Origin of the sequence: Rhodococcus sp. NPDC057135, assembly GCF_042670865.1 — a bacterium.
In the GTDB taxonomy this organism is placed as follows: Bacteria; Actinomycetota; Actinomycetes; order Mycobacteriales; family Mycobacteriaceae; genus Rhodococcus_F.
Genome location: NZ_JBHUUU010000008.1, coordinates 206,854 through 228,952, shown reverse-complemented (window position 1 = coordinate 228,952; position 22,099 = coordinate 206,854). Strand labels below are relative to the sequence as shown.

The following is a 22,099-nucleotide window of genomic DNA, read 5'->3' as shown; positions in this document are numbered from 1 at the left end:
GTCAGTACGCTGTAGTTTTGACCGAGTCCGCCCGTTCTGCGATTACAGCTCCAACTGCAGAGCGGGTGGACTCGTCTGCGTCCGGCCACAGATGACCGTAAACATCGAGCGTCGTCTTCGCGCTCGCGTGCCGCATCCGAGCCTGAACCGTCTTGATATCTGATCCCGATGCGATCAGCAATGACGCAAAATAGTGACGCAGATCATGGAAGGTCAGGGCTTCGGGTAATTCGATATCTTCGTCGGCTTTCATAGCTCGGATCGCTCTGTCGATCAACCAAGTACCAGCCGCTCCCCCTTGACCGTTCGTCACGAGATTCTCATGCGGCCACTGCTTCACTGACGCTGACAGTTGCAAACTCAACTCGGACGGAATTGGGATCGGCGCAGAGCTGCCATCGGTCTTCAGTGGCTTATTCGGCCCCTGCTGCTTCGGATGGACGATCCCACGAATGAAATCGACATCATCAACCCTCAAGGCAGTAGCCTCAGCGACGCGAAGCCCAGCAAAGGCCCCCAGCAATATCGCGACCCTCAAATGCTCCGGCATCGAGTCGTGAAGAATCCACAGCTGATCGGTAGTCAGCACATAGACCTTCTGCTTTCCTGCAGGCGGTGACGTACGACGCGAGCACGGATTCTTAGCGAGCAATCCGTCATAAACCGCGTCAGAGAGAATCTGAGACAGTCGGCCATGTAGCGCGTCGACGTAGGATTCTGCGAATCCGTCGATCTTCAGTTTCGACGTCCACGCCTTAACTGCCGATGGCCGAACCGCGGCGAGCTGCATCGTGCCGAACTCCGCGGCAATCTGCGCAATGTGAGTGCGCGCCTGCCGCACCGTCGAGTCACGGTGCACCGCGTAGCCAAGAATCCACTGATCGCACCATTCTTGGACCGTGAGTTGTGCATCACGCGGCGCAACGTGCGTGCCCTGGGTCAGTGCCGTAGTTGCACTATCAAGCCAGTCCTGAGCGTCCACTTTGCGCACAAACCGCTTCGTATGCTCACCGCTTTGATCGTCTACATACCTTGCGCGCCAGCGCTTTCCCTGTCCATCAAGCTTGGAACGCGTGCCGTCGGCCTTCTTCCAGAGATCCTCGACGCCCGCACGCCTATTACGCTTCGGTTGCACCTTCAACCCTTCTTTTGCGCAGGTAATCGATCAATCCCAGGTAGTGCACAACCTCGTCTGGCACGTCTTCCTCGAGACCAAGACTTTCTGCTGTCTGGAACTTCGCCGATGCGTTGGCCTTCGACACCTCGTCGTCGGTGAAGAGTTCATGAAAGATGTTCATGAACGGAATCTCGAGGTATCCGCCGAATCCGAAGCGTGCGAGCGTCTCGAGATCGGCTAGCTCATCCGTCGTCAGGCAACTTTTCGGCTCTGAGCGCATCGTCAGGCGCCCTGCAGCTTCTACAGCAGCTGCAATGCGCTCGATGTCCCGGCCAAGCTCACTCACTCGTGCTTCTGCCTGAATTCGTTCTCGCCGTAGGTTCGCCTCGGTGAATTTGAGCTGTCTGGCAGCCAGTTCCGTCGGCGAGTCGCGGCGACCCGGGAGTAGATCACGGACTGGAACTCCGAAAATATTTGCGAGAGCGTATAACTCGACGACTGAGGTCGGCCTTGAGCCTCGCTCCATTCGAGTAATTGTCGTGGGGTCGACGTTCTTACCAAGCTCCTCGCTGAGTCTTGCTGCGAGTGCAGTCTGACTCAGCCCTTTGTCGACACGAAGTCTTGCCACAATCTGCCCGAAGAGTTCAGCTATATCGGTTTGCTGCATGAGGATCAGTACGGGGCCTGCTTGCCACGCAGGCAAGTTGTTGCAATCCTGGTTCTGCACAGAGCGCAGCTTACGCTCTGCATATCATGCATTATTTTACGCACTACACAGGAAGGTTGTCGACTTTGGCAACGGAAATCATCACCACGAAACAGGTCTGCGCGGAATACGGGATTCCGGAGGCCACCCTGAGGTGGTGGCGTCATACGGACTATGGACCTGCGTCGTTCAAGCTCGGCATGAAGCGCGTCGTCTACCGAAGGGGCGAGGTCGAGAAGTGGGTCGCATCGCGGGAGATCGCCACCATCCGCGGCGGGGTTGGCTGATATGGCTGACTTGATGGCACACGGCTCCGTAGACACCGACGTAGTTGCCATGCCCCACATGGGAAAGGTCAGTCTCCGGATCGGGCAGCACTTCACGTTGATCTTGACGGTCGACGAAGCGCGCACCGTTATCGCCCAACTCACTGAAGGCGTAAGGAGAGTCGCCGAACGCCAGGCGTCATTCCGGTTCAGCGTCCGGACGATCGAATGATGGCCAGAGACAAGAAAAACGGATCCGGCCAGGGATCCGCTTCTCGAATTCTCAGTTGCTATCAGACAACCAATCAAACCTACGCTAACACAGAAAGCCTCAGCATTTTGATCAGCTTTGACCTGCATCGCCGGCACCTCGCCCACTGGGGTGCAACGCGCGTGACGACGGGGGCCATTGCGTGACATCGTTCGAACGTGTGATTCAGGCATTCGAAAAAGCTGGATCCGTCGTCACGCTCAACTCTGCCGGCGATCGGGCATCGATCCAATCACCCGGCCACAGCTCCAAAGACAGGTCGATCAGCGTGATGTACAGCCGAGATCGAACTCTGATTCACAGTCATGCTGATGCTCTTGAGGAGGTACTCAACAAGGTCAACCTCTCGATGCCGGACCTGTTCGACAGCCCGAACGGTGTGACCTACCAGTACGCCGGAGGGCGGACCGTCCAACGCACTACCGACAAATGCTTTCCTCAGTCGGGCAACAAGTCTGATCGGTCGCTGTACCGCTTCGAACACCTTCCCGCGGATCGCGATGTCGTTGTCTACGTCACCGAAGGTGAGCAATGTGCAGATTCACTCGCCGCCGTGGGGATCGCTGCGGTATCACCCCCGCAGGGAGCCAACACTCCAGCTAGCCGTTTCGATTGGACTCCGTTGTCTGGCAGGGTCATTCGAATCGTGGCAGATAGGGATGCGAGTGGCTATAAGCACGCCCAGGATGTCGCGATCACCCTTGAAGGGATTGCCAAGATTGTATCGATCGTCGAAGCAAAGGTCGGAAAGGACGCCGCAGATCATGTGACGGCAGGGCACTCCGTAGACGAGTTCGTACCGGCGAATGTCGGATCCAGCGAAGATCCCGATACAGAATTTTGGAATCAGCGGCCGGCCTTGGCTCATGTTCGTGATTTCGCCCGGGCTCGGCGGGCCGGACCGTGGGCAACGCTCGGAGTCGTCCTGGCGCGCGCCGTCGCTGCGATTGAACCCAACGTCATGCTTCCGCCCACGGTAGGAGGCGCCGTGTCAGTAAATTTCTTCCTCGCTGCGGTCGGTATCTCAGGGGGAGGTAAGGGCGCAGCCGACGGTGCAGGGTTCGCTGCCGTCGAATTCGTGGACTTCGGGGGCAACGCCACGATTGAGATCGATCAGCCGAATATTGGTAGTGGCGAAGGCTTGGCCCGTGCATTTCGCGCAACTGAGCCTCTGGACGGTGAATCCTCCAGGCGCACTAGGGCATTGATCGCGGTCTCCGAGATCGACACCTTGGCGGCGCTCGCAGGCAGGAAGGGCGCCACTCTGATGCCCGAGCTGCGCAAGGCATATATGGGTGAATCGATCGGATTCAACAATGCGTCGAAGGTCACGACGTCAGCCGTGGAGGCACACAGTTACCGTTTGTGCCTCACGGTTGGTGTGCAACCTGAAAATGCCGCCCCTCTTATTGACGATGCGGGTGGCGGAACCCCGCAGAGATTCGTCTGGTTGCCGGTCAACGATCCATATGCGCCCGACGTCCGACCGGATGAGCCGCAACCGTTGAAGATCAAGGTCGCCCACTGGGGGCCGTCTCCGGCTTTGATCGTGATTCCGGATGTGGCTCGCAACGAGATCGACGCTCACCGATTGAAGGTGCTCCGGGGTAACGCCGCAGATCCACTTGATGGTCACGTCATGCTCTGCCGTCTCAAGGTTGCTGCTGCGCTGATGTTCCTCGAAGGCCGGGTAATTGTGAGCGACGACGACTGGATGCTGGCTGGAGAGATCATGGCCGTATCCCGTCGAACCAGGGGCGAAATTGAGAACGTCCTGTCCGATCGGAACCGCAGGAATCGGACGGCACGCGCAGTCGCCCGGGGCGAGGACGATGACACTGCCGAAATCACGCGCGCGCAGAAGCGAATCAACCGCATCGCCGAACGCATCACACGCGAACTTCGAAAAGGAGAACTTTCACGTGGTCCGTTGCGCCGATGCCTCAATTCTGCGGACCGCCCCGACTTCAACCCCGCGATCGTGCAACTCGTTGACGATGACGTTGTTTCCGTGCGAATTGCAGGTAGCGAAGAGTGGTACAAGCTCCGTTGAGTGAGTTGGGTGAAAAGCTCCACCCTGAGTATCCACACTGATTTGCGCAGGCCAGGAGGTAATTCTGAGGTGGAGGGGAGGGGTGGAAATTCTCCACCCCTCTACCAACGAACGTTACAGAGTCCCGAAAAACCGCGTTGATGTTCTACGTCGGCGGTAGCGCCTATTCTTTCGCATTGATCATTCTTCAGTCACTCGGACTCGCACTTCATTCACTGGTGAGCGCACAACTTCACGGGCCAAGGACCAAAGTAGCAGGATAGCGCGAGACCAGCTCTCCAAGATTGATCGTGCACCAGACGACCTCGATGGCCAATGATTCGCCATGTTCATTTCCTGACCGACCTCAAGACCTGAGGCAGGAAGCGGAGATCTGAGCCCCGTCAAACAGGCGCTGAGCGCAAACCCAGGCTAGATTTCATGGTTCGGCACGGTTGCCTTGCCCACGAACCCAGATCAACCGTGTCGCGTGACGCAAACCCAACATACGATGGCATTCTTGTCGCATGGATGATCGTGTAAGCGAGCTCGCTGCCGAATTGGGTGTCACATCGTCGTTCGTTCTCAAGAAGCTCGGAGAGCTTGGGGAACGGGGTCTGACGGAATCGAGCCCCCTACGCACGTCGACCGCCCGACAAATGCGAGAATGGGTAAGAAATCAAGATAAATCATTGGATGACCTACCAGATCGAACATCCCGCCAGTCCAGTTGGCGTGCGGGCGCCGTTCGACCACCCATCCATCCCGACACAATTAAGAACGTCAACACTCTAAAAAGGCGATTTAATATCGCGAATGAACATCAAGAATCACTAAACGCTCTCGGGTCGCAGTTTCTTTTCGCCAACTACTGTAAGGTTACTGGCTCTGAGGACTGCATGGTTGGGTTGGTAAGATTCAGTGGCGCGATCGAATCAGCTTTCGGAATGACCCGCGAGGTGATGTTTTTCTACAGTCCGTACCCTGATTTGCAGAACAGAACATTCAAGGCAGCAAGAAGAACGATCGCAAAACTAGATCGCGAAGTTACTCCAGACATAATTTTTCTGTGGTCCCCGGACCCTCGCCTCCGTGAGAAACTCGACGATTGGTCATCTCATTCGTTCTTGGCCATTCCATTAGACATCGAATCTGGGGCACCGCCGATCTCCTTCGTTTCCCTGATCCGGGACTATATATTTACACGCGATCTGTTCTATGAAACGACTCCGGTTCAGGGCGACAATTTCTTTGGCCGGCGTCAACTACTCCAGAGCCTGCGGGACGATGTTAAGAATCAACGAGTTGCCGGCCTATTTGGTCTCCGCAAGGCCGGGAAAACAAGCGTACTTTCTGAGCTTTCTCACTCTATATCCGGACCCGAAAATATTGTCTTGCTTCGCGACTTGGAGAGCCTACCCTCGCCGCCCAAGGACCCTGTACCACAGCTTGTTCAAGAATTGGTGGGAGATCTATCGACACAGCTAGAGACGCGGTCGATTGACTTCAAGGAATTGCGAAAACTAATCGACAAGCCTGATTTGGCGCAATTCAAAAGTGCACTTCAGGCTGTTATGCGAAAGTTGAATCAATCAGAAATATCAGTAGTTGTATTGCTCGACGAAATAGAGTATCTAACTCCCTCTGATCGGATTGATATCCACGAAGGGCCCATGACGACAATATCCCAATTTCTTGGGGTGCTAAGGAGCCTTGTGCAGGAGAATGAAAATTTCACTTTCCTACTATCTGGTTTAACCAGCGCTATCGTCGAAGACGGGCGCTTGTATGGACGCCCAAATCCATTATTTTCCTGGGCCAAGGCGCACTATCTCGCACCATTCGAGAGATACGAAGCCAACGACCTCGCACTCTCACTGGGCCGTAAGATGGGTATTGAAATTCAGGAGAGCGCGCTCTCAGCGCTTTTTGAGGCGTCTGGTGGTCATGCTTTTCTCTACCGCCACCTAGCTTCAACGGTGGTATCTAAACTTCCAGTCGATGTATTTTCGCGAATTATCACGCGCCGAGATGTTCTGCACGTCCAAACAGATTGGCATCGATTGATTGCCGGGAACATGCGGGAGATGCTCGACCACGTCCGGAGGTACTACCCGGACGAGGCATTTCTCCTCGACGTTCTTCGTGATGAACCCGAGGAATTTGAATCACTGTCCGTCATATCCCAAAGCGCCCTTGGGCACCTACTAAGCTTAGGATTGATAATTCGAGATGGAAATGGATATGAACTCACACCGGTGCTGCAGCTGACATGAGCGACAAACTAAACGAAATTGTTAAATCCAGATCGGACTCTCTGCGAAAAAAGATTACACGAAGGAGGCTAGTTTTTCTTCAGTGTGGCTCAGTTTGGAACTGCGTCAGAGACCCTCTCCTCGAATCAATTGGGGGAGAAATCGTAGCCGTTGATAGAATTACTGAACTTGGGTCAATAAACATTCAAGACGGCCAAAAATTAGTTATTATAGATGGAGTTGAAAATTTTGCAGATTTGGGAACTTACAATGGCTATTCGCTCGGAGAATTTAGGATAGAAATCGATAGGATACTGGACCAAAATATCTCGGTATGCTTGGTCTCGCGGTCGCCACGCTCCGCATTCAGAGCCGTTCCAGGAAGCTCAATTTTAGAAGATTCGTCGCCACATTTCATGTCAACTCTATCCGAAGATGAGCGAGAAGATGAATGCAAAACTCTCAGATCATCGACCTTGCCTGGGATTGGCTTGGGATTGAATCATGATATTTCCGAAATAATCGAAAACGCTCTGATCGAACTGGGACTCTCTCAACTGGCTGCGTTGGACGCAGCAATATACGGCACTAGTCCAGACACGTTCCTGGGAGTTCTCGGAAATAGGGAAATTGAAGGGTTAATCGGTGCGGGTCTCGTGCGAGTCGATGACAGCAATGCCGTTCTCGTTGACTCAAGAATATATTCAGAACTGCGCGAAGCGCTTTCCAATGTTCTTTCTCGAATCGTAGATTCGCAAGGCGATCTACCCGGCGTGTCAAAGGGGCTTTGGACCATCGAACGAACTATTAGAAGTTGGCTCCGTGAAGATGCAATTTCTGAATACGGACCAAAATGGCGCAACCAGATTTTCAACGACGGTATGGGAAAAACAGTTCTTGACCGTGCTCGTGCAGATACAAATTTTGCAGCCAGAAGTCTTGCAGAACTCCGAGATCCCATTGAATGGCTGACTCTCGGCGAGTTGCTGGATGTGTCGCGAGTTGAGAAGTTCAACCAGCTCGGAATACAGGCAGTCGTGTGGCGAAAGTTTGCGAACGAGATTATCCCAATTCGAAACCGGCTCTCGCACATGAGATTGCTTCAACGCGGCGACAAAGAACTGGTGACCATGTGGGTGAGCCAGCTCTCTAAGATTCGTCGCACATGAAGTTGATTTTTATGGCAGCTATCACCAGGAGGTAATCGGCGTCCCATTTGAAGCCAGTCACTGCAACAATTGGATCGATACCAGCCTCGCCCCATGGAAATCAACGCCTAAGTCTCAAAACGATCGACTCAGAGACCGCTCGGATCGTGGTTTAGATGTCTCGAACAGTCGGGGGCCACGCCACAGGAAATACTGAGTCGGGTTTCTTGACCGTGGGTGCGTAGGGCGGTCGCGGGCTCCAGTCGAAGTAGACCTGTTTCCATGCACCAGGATTCTTGAACGACGTCCGCTCACCATCGAACTGCGCCTCGTCGAATGCCGTCAGATCGCTGTGGAACTGTGCCTTGTTGAACGACGTCCGCTCGCCATGGAACTGTGCTTTGTAGAACGACGTCCGATTGCTGTGGAACTGCGTCATTTCGAACGACGTCAGATCGCAGTGGAACTGTGTCATGTAAAACGACGTCCGCTCGCCATGGAACTGTGCCTCGCAAAACAACGTGGACTCGCTGTGGAACTGCGTCATGTCGAACGACGTCCGCTCGCCATGGAACTGGGTCATGCAAAACAACGTCCGCTCGCTCCTGTGGAAATATGCCTCGTCGAACGATGTCAGCTCGCAGTGGAACTCGGTCTCGTAGAACGACGTCTGCTCGTTGCTGTGGAACTGTGTCATGTGGAACGACACGTGCTTGCTGTGGAACTGCGCCTTGTAGAACGACGCGTGCTCGCTGTGGAACTGCGCCTCGTAGAACGACGTCAGATTGCTGTGGAACTGGGTCTCGTGGAACGACGTCCACTTGCCGTGGAATTGTGCCTTGGAAAACATCGTCTGCTCGATGCTGTGGAACTGGGCCTTGTCGAACGACGTCAGATTGCTGTGGAACTGGGCTTCGTCGAACGACGTCTGCTCGATGCTGAGGAACTGGGCTTCGTTGAATGACGTCTGCTCGATGCTGACGAACTGGGCTTCGTCGAACGACGTCTGCTCGAGGCTGACGAACTGGGCCTTGTCGAACGACGTCAGATCGCTGTGGAACTGGGCTTCGTCGAACGACGTCCGCTCGCCATGGAATTGTGCCTTGGAAAACATCGTCTGCTCGAGGCTGTGGAACTGGGCCTTGTCGAACGACGTCAGATCGCTGTGGAACTGGGCTTCGTCGAACGACGTCCGCTCGCCATGGAACTGGGCTTGGTTGAACGATATCCGCTCGCTGTGGAACTGGGCCTTGTCGAACGACGTCCGCTCACCATAGAACTGCGCCTCGTCGAATGACACCGGTCCCCGAAAGATTGCTGTTGCGAAGTCAACATCCTCGAGAACAGCACCTTGAAACGCGAATGCGCGATCACTCCACGCGGAGTCCGCCGTGACTTGGAGGTGATCACTGATTACGCGCAGGATCGTTTTACGGACTTCGCGGTCGTTCTGCCTGTACTCGAAATGCTCTTCGATGTCGCCTTTTGCTGTTGTTCCGTCGGGGTGGGTGCGCGGTCTGGTGATGATGCGTTTGGTTTGGTGATTCACCGCATGTTCGGGGTCGTACGGTAACCGGAGGTAGCCGCACAGAACGTCTACGCAGGCTTGGACTTCATTAGCTTCGCTATTGGAGTGCCAGTCGTCGGCGAGGGCAGCCATCGCGTAGATGCCGGCGATCCGCACTGCAGCGGAGGTATGGGCAAGTTGTGTTGCCGCGTCGGTGAACCGGTCTCGTCGTTCTCGGCGGAGTGTCGCATCGTGCTGCTGGGTGCTCAGCTGGTACGCCTGTGCAGTGATGCGTTGTGTCTCGGCAGCTGTCTTCTGATTTTGATCAGCGGTGCGTTGCCGCCGGTAGGCGAGGTATGCGGCGCCGCCTGCAACGGTCAATGCGACCAGGGCCACGGTGACTCTCGCGGCCTCGAACCACTGCCCGTCGTTGAGGTCGTGGTCCCAGATCTTCCACCATGAGCCTTCTCCGTGGATGAGCCGGACGAAGACTGTCATCACCTCGAAGGACAATGCTCCGGTCAGTACGATCCCAAAAACAGTCCAGAGAAGAAGCGATGATCGCTCGGCCTTCTTCTCAGTTTCCAACGTGATCGGCTTGTTGGCCGCTCCGTCCGCACGGGGTGAGGTCATCTCGTATTCATACCGTTCGAGGACCAATTCAGACACATCGCTTAACAGACGGTCTCACGAAAGGCGCTGTCTCGAGATCGATCCGTTCTCGGACACTGATCGGCGAGATAGTCCACGAATCCACGTTGCCCTCCGCTAAAGGGCGGAGGACAACGTGATCACTGCGTCGACGCAGGCAGAAAGCTCAGCTGCCAAATCCGAGCGACCCGAGGGAACCGGTGGCGGGCGCTGCGGGGGTGGTCGGCGCTGCGGTCACGGTGACCGTGAATGTTCCGCGCCCGGTGCTGGCATTCGCGGTGCTCCCGAGGACGCAGGTGACGGTGTGGGTACCGACGGAGAACATTGTCCCCGACGTCGGGGTGCAGCTACCGAAGGTGAGCGCGGCAGGAACGATCGGGGCGGGCCAGGTGACGGAGGCCCCTGCTGATGACGTCGCGGCGATCGTGATGTCGGCGGGGACCGCGAGCGTGCCCGTCAGGTTCGCACCCGTCATGTTCGCGCTGTACAGGTCCGTGTAGGACAGGTCCGCGCCCGTCAGGTTCGCGCCCGTCAGGTTCGCGCTATACAGGTTCGCGCTGGTCAGGTCCGCGCCCGTCAGGTTCGCGCCCGTCAGGTTCGCGTTCCACATGCTCGTATGGTTCAGGTCCATGCCTTCCAGGTTCATGCCGGCCAGGTTCGTGTTGCGCAGAGTCGAGCCTCGTAGGGTCGCGCCGGTCAGGCTCGTGCTGGTCAGGTCCGCGTTGGTCAGGTTCGCGTAGGTCAGGTACGCCCCGGTCAGGTTCGTGCCGGTCAGGTTCGCGCCGCTCATGCGCGCCGCGAACAGGTTCGCTCTGGTCAGGTTCGTGCTGGTCAGGTTCGCGTTGGTCAGGTCCGCGCCGTTCAGGTCTGTGCCGTTCAGGTTCACGTTGGTCAGGTTCACGCCGGACAGGATCGCGCCGGTCAGGTCTGTGCCGGTCAAGTTCGCGCCGGACAGGGTCGCACCGTTCAGGCTCGCGTAGGTCAGGTTCACGCCGGTCAGGTCTGTGCCGGTCAAGTTCGCGCCGGACAGGATCCCGCCGTTCAGGTTCACGTTGGTCAGAGTCGTGCCCGTCAGGTCCGCGCCCCAGCAGTCGGAGTACCTGCCCATATTGAGATCGGGGTTCGGTTCGTAGTAGCGGCAGGCGGCGGTGAGGATCTCGGCGGGAGTGGCGGCCGCGGCACTGCTGGTGCCGGCGGTCAAGATCGTGGCCGCAGCGACAACCGCAACGCCGAACGCGCTGGCGGCGCGGGTGCGTTGAGTTCGGTCCGGTCGGCGACGAAGCTCAGGTGTTGTCACGGTGTAGTTGCCTTTCCGGCAGAATTCGCATGGGTGCAATGCGGCCACAGAACGCGACCACGAAGGTAGAACATAACGGACATGCGCCTTGATGAGCGCGCTTCGGTGGGGATTGGTCGCGTAAGAGTCTGTCTCGGAATCGATCGATTGATGCGACTGCGACCACCCGGGGCGGTCGATTCGATTTCGCCTGTTCGCCGTCGTGAGCAACCGTCTTGTAATCCCGTCTCATAACCAATAGTCTCATAACCAAAAGTTTGATGGGATAATGAGACGGAAGCGAGACAATGGCAGTCATCGGATACGCACGAGTGAGCACCACCGAGAAGAATGCGCAGCTTCAGCTAGACGCGCTCAAAGCGGCGGGTGCAGCCCGGATCTTTACCGACCACGGCGTCTCCGGTTCCAAGACCACACGCCCCGAGTTGGATGCGTGCATCGACCACCTGCGCGAAGGTGACGTACTCACCGTGTGGAAGCTCGACCGACTCGGCCGCAACACCGTCCACGTCTTGCAACTCATAGATGAACTCACCGAGCGCGGGATCGGATTTCGTAGCGTCACCGAGGGCCTCCATACCGATGGGCCGATGGGCAAGGCAATGCTGACGATCATGGCCGCATTCGCGCAGCTCGAACGAGACACCATGATCGAACGCACACGTGCCGGACTGGTAGCAGCTGCTGCAAACGGACGCAAGGGCGGACGGCCCCGCAAGGTGACAGATTCTGACGCGATCAAGGCTCGACAGTTGCGCGAAAAAGGTATCAGCGCTCCAGACATTGCACGAATGCTCGACTGCTCACGTGCGACGGTCTACCGGTATCTCGCGTAGCTCTTGAACAGATACAGAGACAATTCGCGTGGTAGATGTCGATTGGTCACACCGTAACTGTCAACGCGTGGTGCAGCATCAGATGCTGATCGTTGTAGCGGACCTCCACCACGTTCCGTCACCAAAAAACGTTGGACCATTCGATAACGCGAAACGACCCATGGTGTCCGATTGATCTACCATCGTCTGGGAGTCCGACTCAGCGTTAGCGGCCGTGGCTAAACAGAGTGCACGGAGACTGTGCGGAACCGTCCTCGGCTTCGGGCAGGTCGAGGCGCACGGTGTCTGCCAAGCCGAGGTGGAGACCGACGAGCGAATGATCTCAGTTTCCTTGCGCGCTAGGCGAGTTGCGCGGGGGCGGCGAACGTCTTGTTGATCAATGCGAGTGGATCGATGATTCCCCGGAAGAAGGCTGGGTGGCCTATCGCTCGATCTCACCGCGACCGAGCTGAAGACTAGACTTCGTCGACCGGTGTTCAGAAAGGGGCGATCCACACTTGGACACCAGACGGAATTGAAAACGGTGGGGACGTTTTCGATGAGCGAAACAAGCAGTCCCTTAGACTCCTCCCATGGCTCCAGCAATCAAAACCAGCCCGCGGCATGAGGTAGCCGAGCAGACGGCACTTTGGCGGAGGCAAGCGTCCTCGCTACCCGCGTTGCGTGGAGGCAAGCGAGTCTGGTTCGCGCTCGTCGTCGAGCTCGTGGAGCAGATCGCCGCTGGTAAAGCAGACGTTATGGAGTCTCGCCCCGATATCCCTCCTGCGATTTTCGAGGGCGCCATACACAAGGTTGGCGCTGCGCCCTCAACAGATCCATCAACATGGCGTGAATACGGCAGATTCCTCAAAGCGACTGGATTCGCGCAGACCGTGCGAGGTCGACTTGACCTAACATCGGCCGGTCAGGCTTTTCAGTCGGGTCCGGCACCTGAAGCCCTCGGTGCAGCCCTCGCCGGCCACTTTCGGCTATTCGCGGAATCGCTGGCGTTCGTGTCCAACGCGCCATGCACGGTCGAGGACCTCGACCGCCATCTTCGCGTTCAATATGAAACGGCATGGAGGAGTCTGGGCGGCACGCGCGATCGGATTGATTGGCTTGACGCTCTTGGTCTTGTCGAAGGAATCGGAGGCCGCCGTTGGAGTACAACGTCAGCGGGGGAGAAACTTCTCGCTCAGTGCACGATCGTTAGCCCCCAAGCCATCGCAATACGCCGTACCACCACCGACGACATTGCGGAAGCACCGCACGAGATCAAGCTCCTCCTCGCAGAGTTCTCGACGACCGAACGTACTCATGAATCTCGTAGCACCTACAACATCTGGGTTCCAAGTCCAGCCTCAAGACCCAACAAGGTCGAAAACCTCAGGACGATTGTGAACGCGGCCCTCGATCCAATCGATCGGGAAGAGCTACTTCGCTTTATTACCGACACGTTCGCGCTGCAACGCAGTAGCGTCGATTCAATGATGCCGTTCCTCCGGGCATCGGGTCTTCTGCACGAGGTCGGACTCGGCATTTACCAAGCCACGACCCCCGCTAAAGCGTGGATTGAATCGGAAGAGGACATCAACTTCATCCGAATTCTTCATGCGAATATGCGATTTGTCGGCGAAATGCTTCAGACTGTGAAGCTCGGTATCACTCGCACTGACATGTATCGCGAATCCGCGAAGTACGGCCTCAACGTCGACAAAAGTCGCTGGATCGCATCATTTCTCGAAGACGCCGGTTTGGTCGAGCAGCCACGGTACGGGAGCCTTCGGGCAACTTCACTTGGACTAGCTCTGCTCGCTGGGCTGCCACTCGCAACCGCTCCGACTCCTCGCGATGACGAGCAGGCTCAGTCTGCCGAGATTGCCCGGGCCAGCCCCCCAAACCAACCTTCGCTCACGGATCAGTTGGTGACGTTGTCGCGATCGCCAAACGCTTCAGGTCTCGGTTCGGGGAAGGCTTTCGAGCTCGCAATCCGCGATGCTTTTCGAGCACTGGGGTTCCATGCACGAATAATCAGCGGATCGGGTGATACCGATGTCGTTGTGAGCTGGCGCGACGATACTGGAACTGAAGCGGTGGCCATCGTAGAGGCTAAGTCTCGATCGAACGGTCAGGTATCACACACTGACATTAGCGACGTAGCTTTGGAGACTCACAAGACCCAGCATCAGGCAGTTTTCGCTGCGGTAATAGGACCGACGTTCGCTGGCGAGACCATCAAAAACATGGCCGTCAAGCGGAAGTGGGCGCTCGTGGACGCGCAGGGGCTTGGAGATATTGTTGAGGCTGCCACCGCGCTCGGATTGAGCCCGAAGACGACGAGTCTCTTGTTCAAGGTTCCAAATGGACTCGACGAGCTAGCTCGCGCAATCGAGGGGCGACGCCGAAAGCTCTCTGTGATTTCGTTTGTGGTGTCCCAGCTTGTCGACGAAGCAGCGGATACAGGTGACGCGATAACAGCCCGCGACATCTCTCGAGATGGGCGGAGGTCTCAGCTACAACCAACCCTCGAAGAAGTACTGGATGCACTCGCGCACCTAACAAGCACGGCCACTGACGCGATTCGAGTCGTGCAAGGACACGATGACGTCAGATTCTCGACATACTCACTCGGCGACGCGCGGTCGGAAGCTTCGCGATTGCGAGCGTTGGCAAACGCCATTGAAACGTCATTGCCGGAGAATCTCAATAGCTGAGGGTGATGTGTGTCTGCGCGACTCCGTCATGTACCGAATGTGGAGCGCTGCCCACTCGCCAGGTTGACGGCTTTTGCGATCGGAAGGTGTCCCCGCTGAGTACCTGATCTCGGTTTGCCGCCATGGCCTGCCGTGCGGAGGCTTCTTGCGCTTCCCATCCGTGGCTCTCGTTGCGCCGATTGGGGTTGCGCTGGATCGTGTCTCTTGCGTAGTCGCGACGACACTTCTAAGGGGCGGGTCGGCAGTTCGACAAGTTCACCAGTGCAACCGTGTTCATGATTTTCTTCCGTCACAACACACATTTGCGGACGGGCGGCTTGCCCGCAGTGCGGGCCGCTTTGATCTCGCGCTGGCATGGCGTGTTGCCCACAGTGACCTAATGAATGGATGCGACGAGGTGAATCTTCCAGTGTCTCAATATCTCAGACATCGCAATACACCGACACTGTGGGCTCGCTCGGTTCGTGGCCTCACCGATCGGCTGCGCGTACTAATCCGGTGCGAACGTCATTGCGGATTCGTTCTGGCGATTTGGGCACACCATCTCATTTGTGTTCACGTGTAGGCGCGTTCGAATCATTGGTTCCCGTAGATGAAGTCCTGTATCGCCTTTATCTCGGCCAAATCGTCGGGGTCGTTCGCCAGTCGTTCGGCCTCATCACGAATGTATTGGCGTCGCTTCTCCCCCAGTTCCTTTGCTCCGACAGGGTCATTGACATGGAATGCAATCGATTGAATCGAGTTCCATAGGCGCTCAGGAACAATCCAAGCACGATGCCCGTCGACCTCGATCAAGGCAGGCACCTGATCGGAGTTGACCTGCTCGATGCGGTCACCCAGTTCCGAACTCGTCGTGGTCGTCTCGCCTACCGACTGCTCGTGTTCGCTGTTGTTCTGCATGGCTTCGATTATCGCAGTGAAACCTGCCATACAGGGCAGTTTGATCGCAGCCTCAGTGACGCCCAGTGGGGGGAGTACCTCCCCCCCGGCATCGATCACGCCCCCAACTCGCTCACGTGATCGCAAGATGTACGGGTTCCCAGGTCCAAAGGAGGGTCGAACGTATCTACGCCCTACCGCACCAATCCGTGGTGCTCGGCCTCGTCACGACTTGAAGATCTCACGTCTACTGGCAAACGTGCGATATCGTTTGTGGCACTTGCTAAACCGAATCCAATCTCTGTGCGTGCGCAAAGCCCGTGATGATTCGGCAACTTTCGTCGAGCAAGGAAAATTCGGACACGAAGGACAAAAATATTGAAGATTGACGAAATCGAAGTTGGCCACGACTACGCCTACCGGGTGGGCCGCCAAGGCGCATTCACCCGTGTGAAATGTCTTGAGATTCAAAGGACAAGTCCTCCACCCCGAGTTGTTGTCCGCTTTGAGGATGACGGACTCAAGGATCGCGTAACTCCGGGCAGGTTGCACGTCGAGTGGGATGACCGCGATGCACTCATGGAGAGGGAGAGCAGGCTGGCCGCAGTCTGTAAGGCATCGCTCGGCTACAACGATCCGAGGGAAGGCGCGTGCCATGTTGTATTCGACGAACTGATTGATGGAACTGTTGCATCTGCCGGACATAGCAGATGGGCTGGTGTCGTAACGATATTCGATGTTGATGCGTTGGCTCGACTCCTCGAGATTGAGCCTACCGAGTTGGAATCTGACTCATTGGCGTTCCGTGATGGTGATGATTTGGTGGCGCCGTGGGGCGACGACCCTGCGCGTCGTGACGACTTTGTGCGAGTTGAATTCTGAACGGATTCTGGCTTCGGTCGCATCGAGTGAGCGAGAAGCTGCTGCCACAACACGAGAGCATGGCGACGAAGACTGGTGGTTGGAATTCGCGGAGAAGCAGCGGCAGTCTTGGGGCATTGTGCGTCAATGGTGCGGCGTTGAAGCCGTTGAGCGCCACAGTGAGCTGATCGTGCTACGCGGGCAGGTGACACACGCGTGGGATACGGCTGAATCAGCAATCAAACTGCTGAGGAACTGTGGGTACGACACAGATGCCGACCGACTGAGCCGCGAACTTCATTCTCGTGACTAGCGCCAAGCGACGCGCTCTAGTCATTCTGAGCTGACAGCAGCCAGGCATGACGCATTCGGTACGCAGAGAGTACGCAGTAGATCCGAAATTGCTCAGTTCGTACCAACGCTTCCAACGGCATATCCGCAGATAGATTAGTTTCGCCAATCAATGCCAACAACCGCAAACGCCGAGAATGCAGTTCGAGCTCTACTACGACGTGTGATCCGCATCCTGACGTAAGTCAGACCTGCGAATACCGAGTGCACCCGTCCCGCGTCTGTGGGGCGGGTGCACTTGTTTCGGTCCGATCGAATGTGTCTGCCACACACGTCCCAGCCGCAACGGAGCGGAATTACATCGGGTATACATTCGACCGAAACCGACTTGGGTGCAGGAGGAGCAACAGATGCCCGATCCGTTCGCAATCGAAGTGGACTCCTTCTACAACACGATCGTCCTGCGCTCACCGGATGACTACGAACCACTTGCGCCGGGTTGGTTTCCGACCGAACCCCAATTCGTCACCGGCGGACCAGGCCGACTCGTCATCCACACCGGTGGACGCGGGCTCGTACGCGTGACAGTCACCTCCACCGAAACACCTGCCCCTCCGCTCACGGATTCGCTACTCACAGTGTGGGAAGACATTGCGGAGGGTTCGTTCACCATCGAGAGCGACGCACTCTGCTTCGACGGATTCTCAGGCGAGGTATCGCATCCAATTCCCCATCCGAGGCCAGGCCCGTGCCGAGTGCGAGTGTTTGCTCGGGGACGGACTGAGTACTGGGACGCCTACCGGACACCGGAGACCCAACCGCAGATACGACTCCACATCCAACTCTGGCCGCAACAACTCGGCGACCCGCACCTCATCCAGTACCGAGACCGGATTACCGGAAATCGTAGCCGAACCGACGACACCCCGAGGAAAAGCAGCCCACCACGTAGCCGGGAACATCTCTCTCCACTGCGCAGTTCTGCTCCGGGCACGGCTACCGGATCCAGTAGTTTTCTGTGCCGAGGCCGGTAGCGAAGTGCGAGTAGTCGACCTACCTGCCAGGGCTGCGGATACAGCGTTTCGCGGACCTGTACCCGGCAACGGAAAGACCGACGCGAAAGATGCTTTCATCATCGTCGATGCCGCCCGCACACTCCCCGATACGCTGTTGCCGATCGGAAAGGCCTGCGACCTTGTCGAGGGTCTACGCATGCTGTCCGAATTCGACGCCGATCTGGCGGTCGACGAAAACCGGTTGATCAACCGCCTGCGGTCGGTGCTGTTGTCGGTGAATCCGCCACGGACGCGCGATCGGCGCGCAGATGCACCGCCCGGTCGGACCAGGATTGCTCGCGAAGTTCGGTGGACCGGCCGGGTTTACGCCAGGGTCGCACCTCGCACACATCGCTCCGGAACGTCCGTCGAAGGTGGGCATCGACAACACAGCGGCAACGCCAGACTCAAACGCGCCATCTATCTTTCAGCGTTCGCTGCTCTCAAGGATCCGGTCTCCCGTGCCAACTACGAAGAAAACGAGCTGAGGGCAGGCGCGGCTGGTGCAGGTCTCGAGGTCAGAGTTCGCGCGCCGGATGTCGCATCGGAGAGAACCCCAATGTGGCTGCGGCGATAGCGAACACAACAGCGACGCCGAGCAGGGTTAGGCGTTCACCGATCGCGCCGACCAGCAGACCTGCTATCACTGCGCCGAGCGCAGCCATGGTGCGGTTGACGGAGCGTCGGGCGGCATTCACACGCCCGAGAAGCTCATCGGGAGTGAGTGTTTGCCAATAGCCCATCTCGTTCGCGTTCTCCGCGCCCGCTGCCAACCCTTGCAGGCCCAGTGCTGCGAAGAGCAGTACATGGCCGACACCTGTGTCCGTCGCGAAGGCCACGAGAAGCCAGGTGACGGGGTATACCGTGCGGGCGAGGATGACTGCTCGTCCTGATCCGATGCGCGTGCCGAGCGCGTGAGCGCAGGATGTGCCGAGGAGGCTTGCGACACCGAACGTCGTCAGCAGCAAACCGTATGTGTAGGCGCTGAACCCGAGCGAGCGGAGAGCGAACAGCGACAGCACAGTCAACGCAGCTCCGTTGGCAAGGAACCACACGTGTGTCGATATCGCGAGCGGGTTAAGAGTGCGGTGGCGATACGTGAATCTCAGACCCTCACGCACTTCGTTCATCAGGTTTCGGGAGCGAGAAACGGATCGAGGCTCGTCGACGTCGAGCCCGAAATTGAGTGCGGCATCGATGAGGTAGCTGATCGCGTCGACGGCGATCACCACGGGAGCGCCGAGCAGGCCTACGAGTGCGCCTCCGACCGTTGGCCCCAATGTCGTTGCCGCTGCGTCGGCTTGGTCGAGTCGAGCGTTTGCTTTCACCAGTTGGCTGCGTGGAACCAGCCGGGGTAACAAGGACTGCATCGCAGCGAAGCCGAACACCGAAAAGGAGCCGAACAACAGCAACACGATGACCAGAACCCAGATGTGCAGAAGCCCGGCGAGCCACAGGAGCGGGACGGCACCGAGCACCACCGCTCGACCGACGCTGGCCCACACGAGAATTGGCTTGCGCCGCCACCGATCGACATAGACCCCCGCGACCAACCCGAGCACCGCATACGGGATGAACTGAGCCGCGTTCACCACACCCACTTCGAACGGCGTCGCGTCCAAAAGCTGCACTACCAAAATGGGCATCGCCACAGCTGTCACCGACGAGCCGGCCGAACTGATCACCGCGGCCGTGAGAAAGCGTCGGAACGATGAACGGTGACCTGCCGGCGAAACGTCACTCATCGCTGACATCCACGACGCCACACAGCCGACTTCACCAGTCTGTCCCGCTCATGCACGGCACTGTAACCGAGCACGCCCGATATCGGTGCTGAGGACGAGACGGCTGTTGGCATTGCGAAATTGATAGAAGCACTCAACCGTGACCAAGGACTAGAGCGGACACAGCTACTCACCTCGTCCCCGTAGGTGGGGTTACCCGTCTCGACTTGCACTCCGCGATGCTCACCGAGTGGACATTGCGCAGCGAACACGATTGGCTGTCACTCATTGTTGCGTTTCTTGGACCCAGTCGGGGTGTTCTCGGCTGTCGTCGAGCACCCAGGTACGGGATTCCTCGCCGATGCGGTCGGGGTCAGTGAGCCAGCATGTTGCGTCGGGCGCCCACCCGGCGATGACGCTCGCCGTCTCGTCGTCGACTCCGATCGCGGTTCCCGCCGCGGCCAGGTATCCCATAACGGTGAGATGCACGCCCGTGTAGCACTCGGCGACGAGCTGCCAGTTGGGGATGACCCAGCGCCCTGATCGTCCGGTGGTCCGGTACCAGTCGTGTCGTTTATCCGCGGTGACCTCGAGGGGGAACCGTCTGCAGAGTTCCGCCCACGCCTGCGCACCGTCGATCTCGTATATGCGAGCGCCGGCGGGTGCGTCGACTTGTCGCACGGCGATGCGTTTCCAACCCATGCCGTCTTCGACGAACCACAATTCTGCCGGGGTCCCGTCGAACAGTGTCCGTGTCGAACACCGAACAGACGGATTCGACCACCAGTAACCGGACCAGTTCGCCTTTGGATCGGTCGGGCGGTCAGCGGCTCGCGCTTCCGCTGCGAGAGTGTGCTCGTGCCAGTCGCTCAGGAGTTCTGCACCCGTCGACTCAAAGGTATCGGGGCTGTCGTCGTCCCGGCTCACTATCACCCATTGATCGGTCTCGGCGAGCGCGGTCGTCCACCACTGCGTGTGTGGGGATCGTGCGATGTGCTCGGCGACTCGTCGAAGCTCACGCCGTACCGGCTCGGTTGCGACGAGGATATCTTCACCGTCGGGGTCCTGCCAGTAGCGCGCTGTGTCCGTCGCTGCGGCGAGGGCCGAACGGAGTGCAACCTCGGTCACCTCGGGAAGCGGTACCTCGGACAGGCGGTGCGCTACATCGTCGGCAGTGACGACGGTCTGCCGCGCTTCGTCTGCGCCGGGGCCGAACAATACGCTCGAGTCTCGGTCGGGGTCGAGGTGATAGGAGGCCAGAAAAACCGCGGAACCAAACGAGTCGTCATGTGGCTCGGGTCGCCGGATCCGTTCGGCATCCATCACGTAGTCAAGCAGCATCCGCCGTCCGCGTGGCCCCGACAACAACGTATCCGCTGTACTCGTTGTGCTCACTGCCTCAGGCTCCTCGTTTTCCGTCATGACTGTGTGTACCAGTGTGACGACCTATCGGTGTTGTCCGCTTGGGCCACACACCCCGGCGGCCCCAGCGGATCGGGCATCACTCGTCGAACACGAAGGTGGCGCTGCCATCTTCTGGTAGTTCGTGAACGATCACCTCGTTGCCGATACCCGTGACAACGGACACGAAAGTGGCCGCCTCCCTGTCGATCCCGACGAGCCAACTGATTTCGACACCCTGCTGACGGGGCACTCGATGGAAGACCGATTCACCCCCTTCTATAGCCGCTCCCGGGTGCAACGATCGGGCTGTGTCCAATACCGCTTGCCGCACGGCACCGAGGTCGATCAGGTCATCGTCCGGTCCGATCTGTGACGGCTGAAAATGCGTCAGAGCGAACGGCAGACGGATCATCACCTTGGGCTCGGGCGCGGATCCCTGCACCGGGTTTTCACTGAAGTCGACGTCCCAGACGAGGGCGCCGTCCTCGACAGTCGGGACAAGACCGGAATGTTCGATACCCGACTCGACACTGATACGCACCGAATCGACGTAGTCCGCCAACGACGCCGACTCCGGATCAGATTCATCAGCGCCCTCCGAACCGAACTCGCGAACGCAACCTTGCCGCTGCCCACCGCGCGTGTCGATGCACAACAGATCGCCGCAGCCGTGCACCGCGAACGGAATGTATTCGGCGACAAACATGTGCGCGACTTCCCCGGCCGGCTGCCCCCGCGCGACACTCCCCCACTCATCGCCCAAATCTTCGGTGTCATGAAGGTGCTCTCGCGAGTATCGGTGCTCTGCGACGACCTCGTCGAGACAGAGCGTCTCAAAGCCCGGGAACACACTCCCGACGAAGGCTTCTCCACCGGTCGGCCTCTTTTGGCCGTCGTGAAGTGAAAAGAACTCTCGAATCTCCGCAGTCCACGGCGCCGTTGCGCGTTCTGCATCTTCTCTCTCGGCGAGTGTCCGCGGCGGACGCATCGCGCCTGCCGTGATCGGAGCCTTCTGGTGAAGAACCTGCATGTACCGCAGCCATGCGTCAGTGAGGGTCATCGCCTGAATGTATCCGGCGGGTCAGGGTAAGAGTCAGGGCGCGTAC

General features: G+C 58.0%; 18 protein-coding genes and 1 pseudogene. 10 read left to right on the top strand and 9 right to left on the bottom strand.

Annotated elements, in window-relative coordinates:
• Position 1 precedes the first annotated feature (1 nt).
• From ACFT1A_RS17440 to ACFT1A_RS17430, 3 genes and pseudogenes are all read right to left on the bottom strand, one after another.
• Positions 2 to 1,135 (bottom strand): tyrosine-type recombinase/integrase, encoded by a 1,134-nt coding sequence (locus ACFT1A_RS17440; protein WP_378447984.1) that lies wholly within the window; start codon positions 1,133 to 1,135, stop codon positions 2 to 4.
• Positions 1,119 to 1,463 (bottom strand): hypothetical protein, encoded by a 345-nt coding sequence (locus tag ACFT1A_RS17435; RefSeq protein WP_378448047.1) that lies wholly within the window; start codon positions 1,461 to 1,463, stop codon positions 1,119 to 1,121. The genes ACFT1A_RS17440 and ACFT1A_RS17435 overlap by 17 nt, the downstream gene beginning before the upstream one ends.
• A gap of 111 nt (positions 1,464 to 1,574) precedes the next feature.
• A pseudogene (locus tag ACFT1A_RS17430) lies at positions 1,575 to 1,784 on the bottom strand (helix-turn-helix domain-containing protein); the annotation flags it as partial.
• Positions 1,785 to 1,909: 125 nt separating this feature from the next.
• On the opposite strand from ACFT1A_RS17430, the gene ACFT1A_RS17425 reads away from it, so the two are divergent.
• The 5 genes from ACFT1A_RS17425 (at position 1,910) to ACFT1A_RS17405 (ending at position 7,816) form a co-directional block, all read left to right on the top strand.
• The gene (locus ACFT1A_RS17425; protein WP_378447983.1) at positions 1,910 to 2,110 is read left to right on the top strand and encodes a helix-turn-helix transcriptional regulator; all 201 of its coding nucleotides are present in this window, start codon (positions 1,910 to 1,912) and stop codon (positions 2,108 to 2,110) included.
• A gap of 1 nt (position 2,111) precedes the next feature.
• Positions 2,112 to 2,321, top strand: a complete 210-nt coding sequence (locus ACFT1A_RS17420; RefSeq protein WP_378447982.1) for a hypothetical protein — start codon at positions 2,112 to 2,114, stop codon at positions 2,319 to 2,321.
• Positions 2,322 to 2,502: 181 nt separating this feature from the next.
• Entirely contained in the window at positions 2,503 to 4,413 is a 1,911-nt protein-coding gene (locus ACFT1A_RS17415) for a hypothetical protein (protein WP_378447981.1), read from the top strand.
• A gap of 506 nt (positions 4,414 to 4,919) precedes the next feature.
• Positions 4,920 to 6,668 carry a hypothetical protein gene (locus ACFT1A_RS17410; RefSeq protein WP_378447980.1) on the top strand — a complete coding sequence of 583 codons (1,749 nt, stop codon included), beginning with the start codon at positions 4,920 to 4,922 and terminating at the stop codon, positions 6,666 to 6,668.
• Complete coding sequence (locus ACFT1A_RS17405; protein ID WP_378447979.1) at positions 6,665 to 7,816, top strand: hypothetical protein; 1,152 nt, start codon at positions 6,665 to 6,667, stop codon at positions 7,814 to 7,816. The genes ACFT1A_RS17410 and ACFT1A_RS17405 overlap by 4 nt, the downstream gene beginning before the upstream one ends.
• Positions 7,817 to 7,967: 151 nt before the next feature.
• Here the strand turns inward: ACFT1A_RS17405 and ACFT1A_RS17400 are convergent, their stop codons facing one another.
• Positions 7,968 to 9,935 carry a pentapeptide repeat-containing protein gene (locus ACFT1A_RS17400; RefSeq protein WP_378447978.1) on the bottom strand — a complete coding sequence of 656 codons (1,968 nt, stop codon included), beginning with the start codon at positions 9,933 to 9,935 and terminating at the stop codon, positions 7,968 to 7,970.
• A gap of 184 nt (positions 9,936 to 10,119) precedes the next feature.
• Positions 10,120 to 11,250: a pentapeptide repeat-containing protein gene (locus ACFT1A_RS17395; protein ID WP_378447977.1), complete on the bottom strand. Its 1,131-nt coding sequence runs from the start codon at positions 11,248 to 11,250 to the stop codon at positions 10,120 to 10,122.
• A gap of 287 nt (positions 11,251 to 11,537) precedes the next feature.
• On the opposite strand from ACFT1A_RS17395, the gene ACFT1A_RS17390 reads away from it, so the two are divergent.
• Entirely contained in the window at positions 11,538 to 12,086 is a 549-nt protein-coding gene (locus ACFT1A_RS17390; RefSeq protein ID WP_378447976.1) for a recombinase family protein, read from the top strand.
• A 572-nt stretch (positions 12,087 to 12,658) separates the two neighbouring features.
• Complete coding sequence (locus tag ACFT1A_RS17385) at positions 12,659 to 14,779, top strand: restriction endonuclease (RefSeq protein WP_378447975.1); 2,121 nt, start codon at positions 12,659 to 12,661, stop codon at positions 14,777 to 14,779.
• Between the two features lie 576 nt (positions 14,780 to 15,355).
• Here the strand turns inward: ACFT1A_RS17385 and ACFT1A_RS17380 are convergent.
• Entirely contained in the window at positions 15,356 to 15,709 is a 354-nt protein-coding gene (locus ACFT1A_RS17380) for a hypothetical protein (RefSeq protein WP_378447974.1), read from the bottom strand.
• 327 nt (positions 15,710 to 16,036) lie between these two features.
• Between ACFT1A_RS17380 and ACFT1A_RS17375 the strand changes: the two genes are divergently transcribed.
• The 3 genes from ACFT1A_RS17375 to ACFT1A_RS17365 all read left to right on the top strand — a co-directional run bounded on the left by ACFT1A_RS17375 (position 16,037) and on the right by ACFT1A_RS17365 (position 18,442).
• Positions 16,037 to 16,540, top strand: coding sequence for a hypothetical protein (locus ACFT1A_RS17375; protein ID WP_378447973.1), 504 nt, complete (start codon positions 16,037 to 16,039; stop codon positions 16,538 to 16,540).
• A gap of 680 nt (positions 16,541 to 17,220) precedes the next feature.
• Positions 17,221 to 17,844 (top strand): hypothetical protein, encoded by a 624-nt coding sequence (locus ACFT1A_RS17370; RefSeq protein ID WP_378447972.1) that lies wholly within the window; start codon positions 17,221 to 17,223, stop codon positions 17,842 to 17,844.
• Between the two features lie 4 nt (positions 17,845 to 17,848).
• On the top strand, positions 17,849 to 18,442 hold the full coding sequence (locus ACFT1A_RS17365) for a transposase (protein WP_378447971.1): 594 nt from the start codon (positions 17,849 to 17,851) through the stop codon (positions 18,440 to 18,442).
• Here the strand turns inward: ACFT1A_RS17365 and ACFT1A_RS17360 are convergent.
• The 3 genes from ACFT1A_RS17360 to ACFT1A_RS17350 form a co-directional block, all read right to left on the bottom strand.
• Positions 18,384 to 19,610: an MFS transporter gene (locus ACFT1A_RS17360; RefSeq protein ID WP_378447970.1), complete on the bottom strand. Its 1,227-nt coding sequence runs from the start codon at positions 19,608 to 19,610 to the stop codon at positions 18,384 to 18,386. The two genes, ACFT1A_RS17365 and ACFT1A_RS17360, sit on opposite strands and share 59 nt — an antisense overlap.
• A 264-nt stretch (positions 19,611 to 19,874) precedes the next feature.
• Positions 19,875 to 20,930 carry a hypothetical protein gene (locus ACFT1A_RS17355; RefSeq protein WP_378448042.1) on the bottom strand — a complete coding sequence of 352 codons (1,056 nt, stop codon included), beginning with the start codon at positions 20,928 to 20,930 and terminating at the stop codon, positions 19,875 to 19,877.
• 160 nt (positions 20,931 to 21,090) lie between these two features.
• Positions 21,091 to 22,053, bottom strand: coding sequence for an SMI1/KNR4 family protein (locus ACFT1A_RS17350; RefSeq protein ID WP_378447969.1), 963 nt, complete (start codon positions 22,051 to 22,053; stop codon positions 21,091 to 21,093).
• Positions 22,054 to 22,099: the final 46 nt, after the last annotated feature.

Excerpts from the sequence above, each read along its gene's own strand:
- ACFT1A_RS17370 (WP_378447972.1), top strand. The coding sequence starts at position 17,221 with ATGCCCGATCCGTTCGCAATCGAAGTGGACTCCTTCTACAACACGATC.
- ACFT1A_RS17410 (WP_378447980.1), top strand. The coding sequence starts at position 4,920 with ATGGATGATCGTGTAAGCGAGCTCGCTGCCGAATTGGGTGTCACATCG.
- ACFT1A_RS17350 (WP_378447969.1), bottom strand. The coding sequence starts at position 22,053 with ATGACCCTCACTGACGCATGGCTGCGGTACATGCAGGTTCTTCACCAG.
- ACFT1A_RS17360 (WP_378447970.1), bottom strand. The coding sequence starts at position 19,610 with ATGAGTGACGTTTCGCCGGCAGGTCACCGTTCATCGTTCCGACGCTTT.
- ACFT1A_RS17400 (WP_378447978.1), bottom strand. The coding sequence starts at position 9,935 with ATGACCTCACCCCGTGCGGACGGAGCGGCCAACAAGCCGATCACGTTG.
- ACFT1A_RS17380 (WP_378447974.1), bottom strand. The coding sequence starts at position 15,709 with ATGGCAGGTTTCACTGCGATAATCGAAGCCATGCAGAACAACAGCGAA.
- ACFT1A_RS17390 (WP_378447976.1), top strand. The coding sequence starts at position 11,538 with ATGGCAGTCATCGGATACGCACGAGTGAGCACCACCGAGAAGAATGCG.
- ACFT1A_RS17420 (WP_378447982.1), top strand. The coding sequence starts at position 2,112 with ATGGCTGACTTGATGGCACACGGCTCCGTAGACACCGACGTAGTTGCC.
- ACFT1A_RS17355 (WP_378448042.1), bottom strand. The coding sequence starts at position 20,930 with ATGCTGCTTGACTACGTGATGGATGCCGAACGGATCCGGCGACCCGAG.
- ACFT1A_RS17385 (WP_378447975.1), top strand. The coding sequence starts at position 12,659 with ATGGCTCCAGCAATCAAAACCAGCCCGCGGCATGAGGTAGCCGAGCAG.
- ACFT1A_RS17405 (WP_378447979.1), top strand. The coding sequence starts at position 6,665 with ATGAGCGACAAACTAAACGAAATTGTTAAATCCAGATCGGACTCTCTG.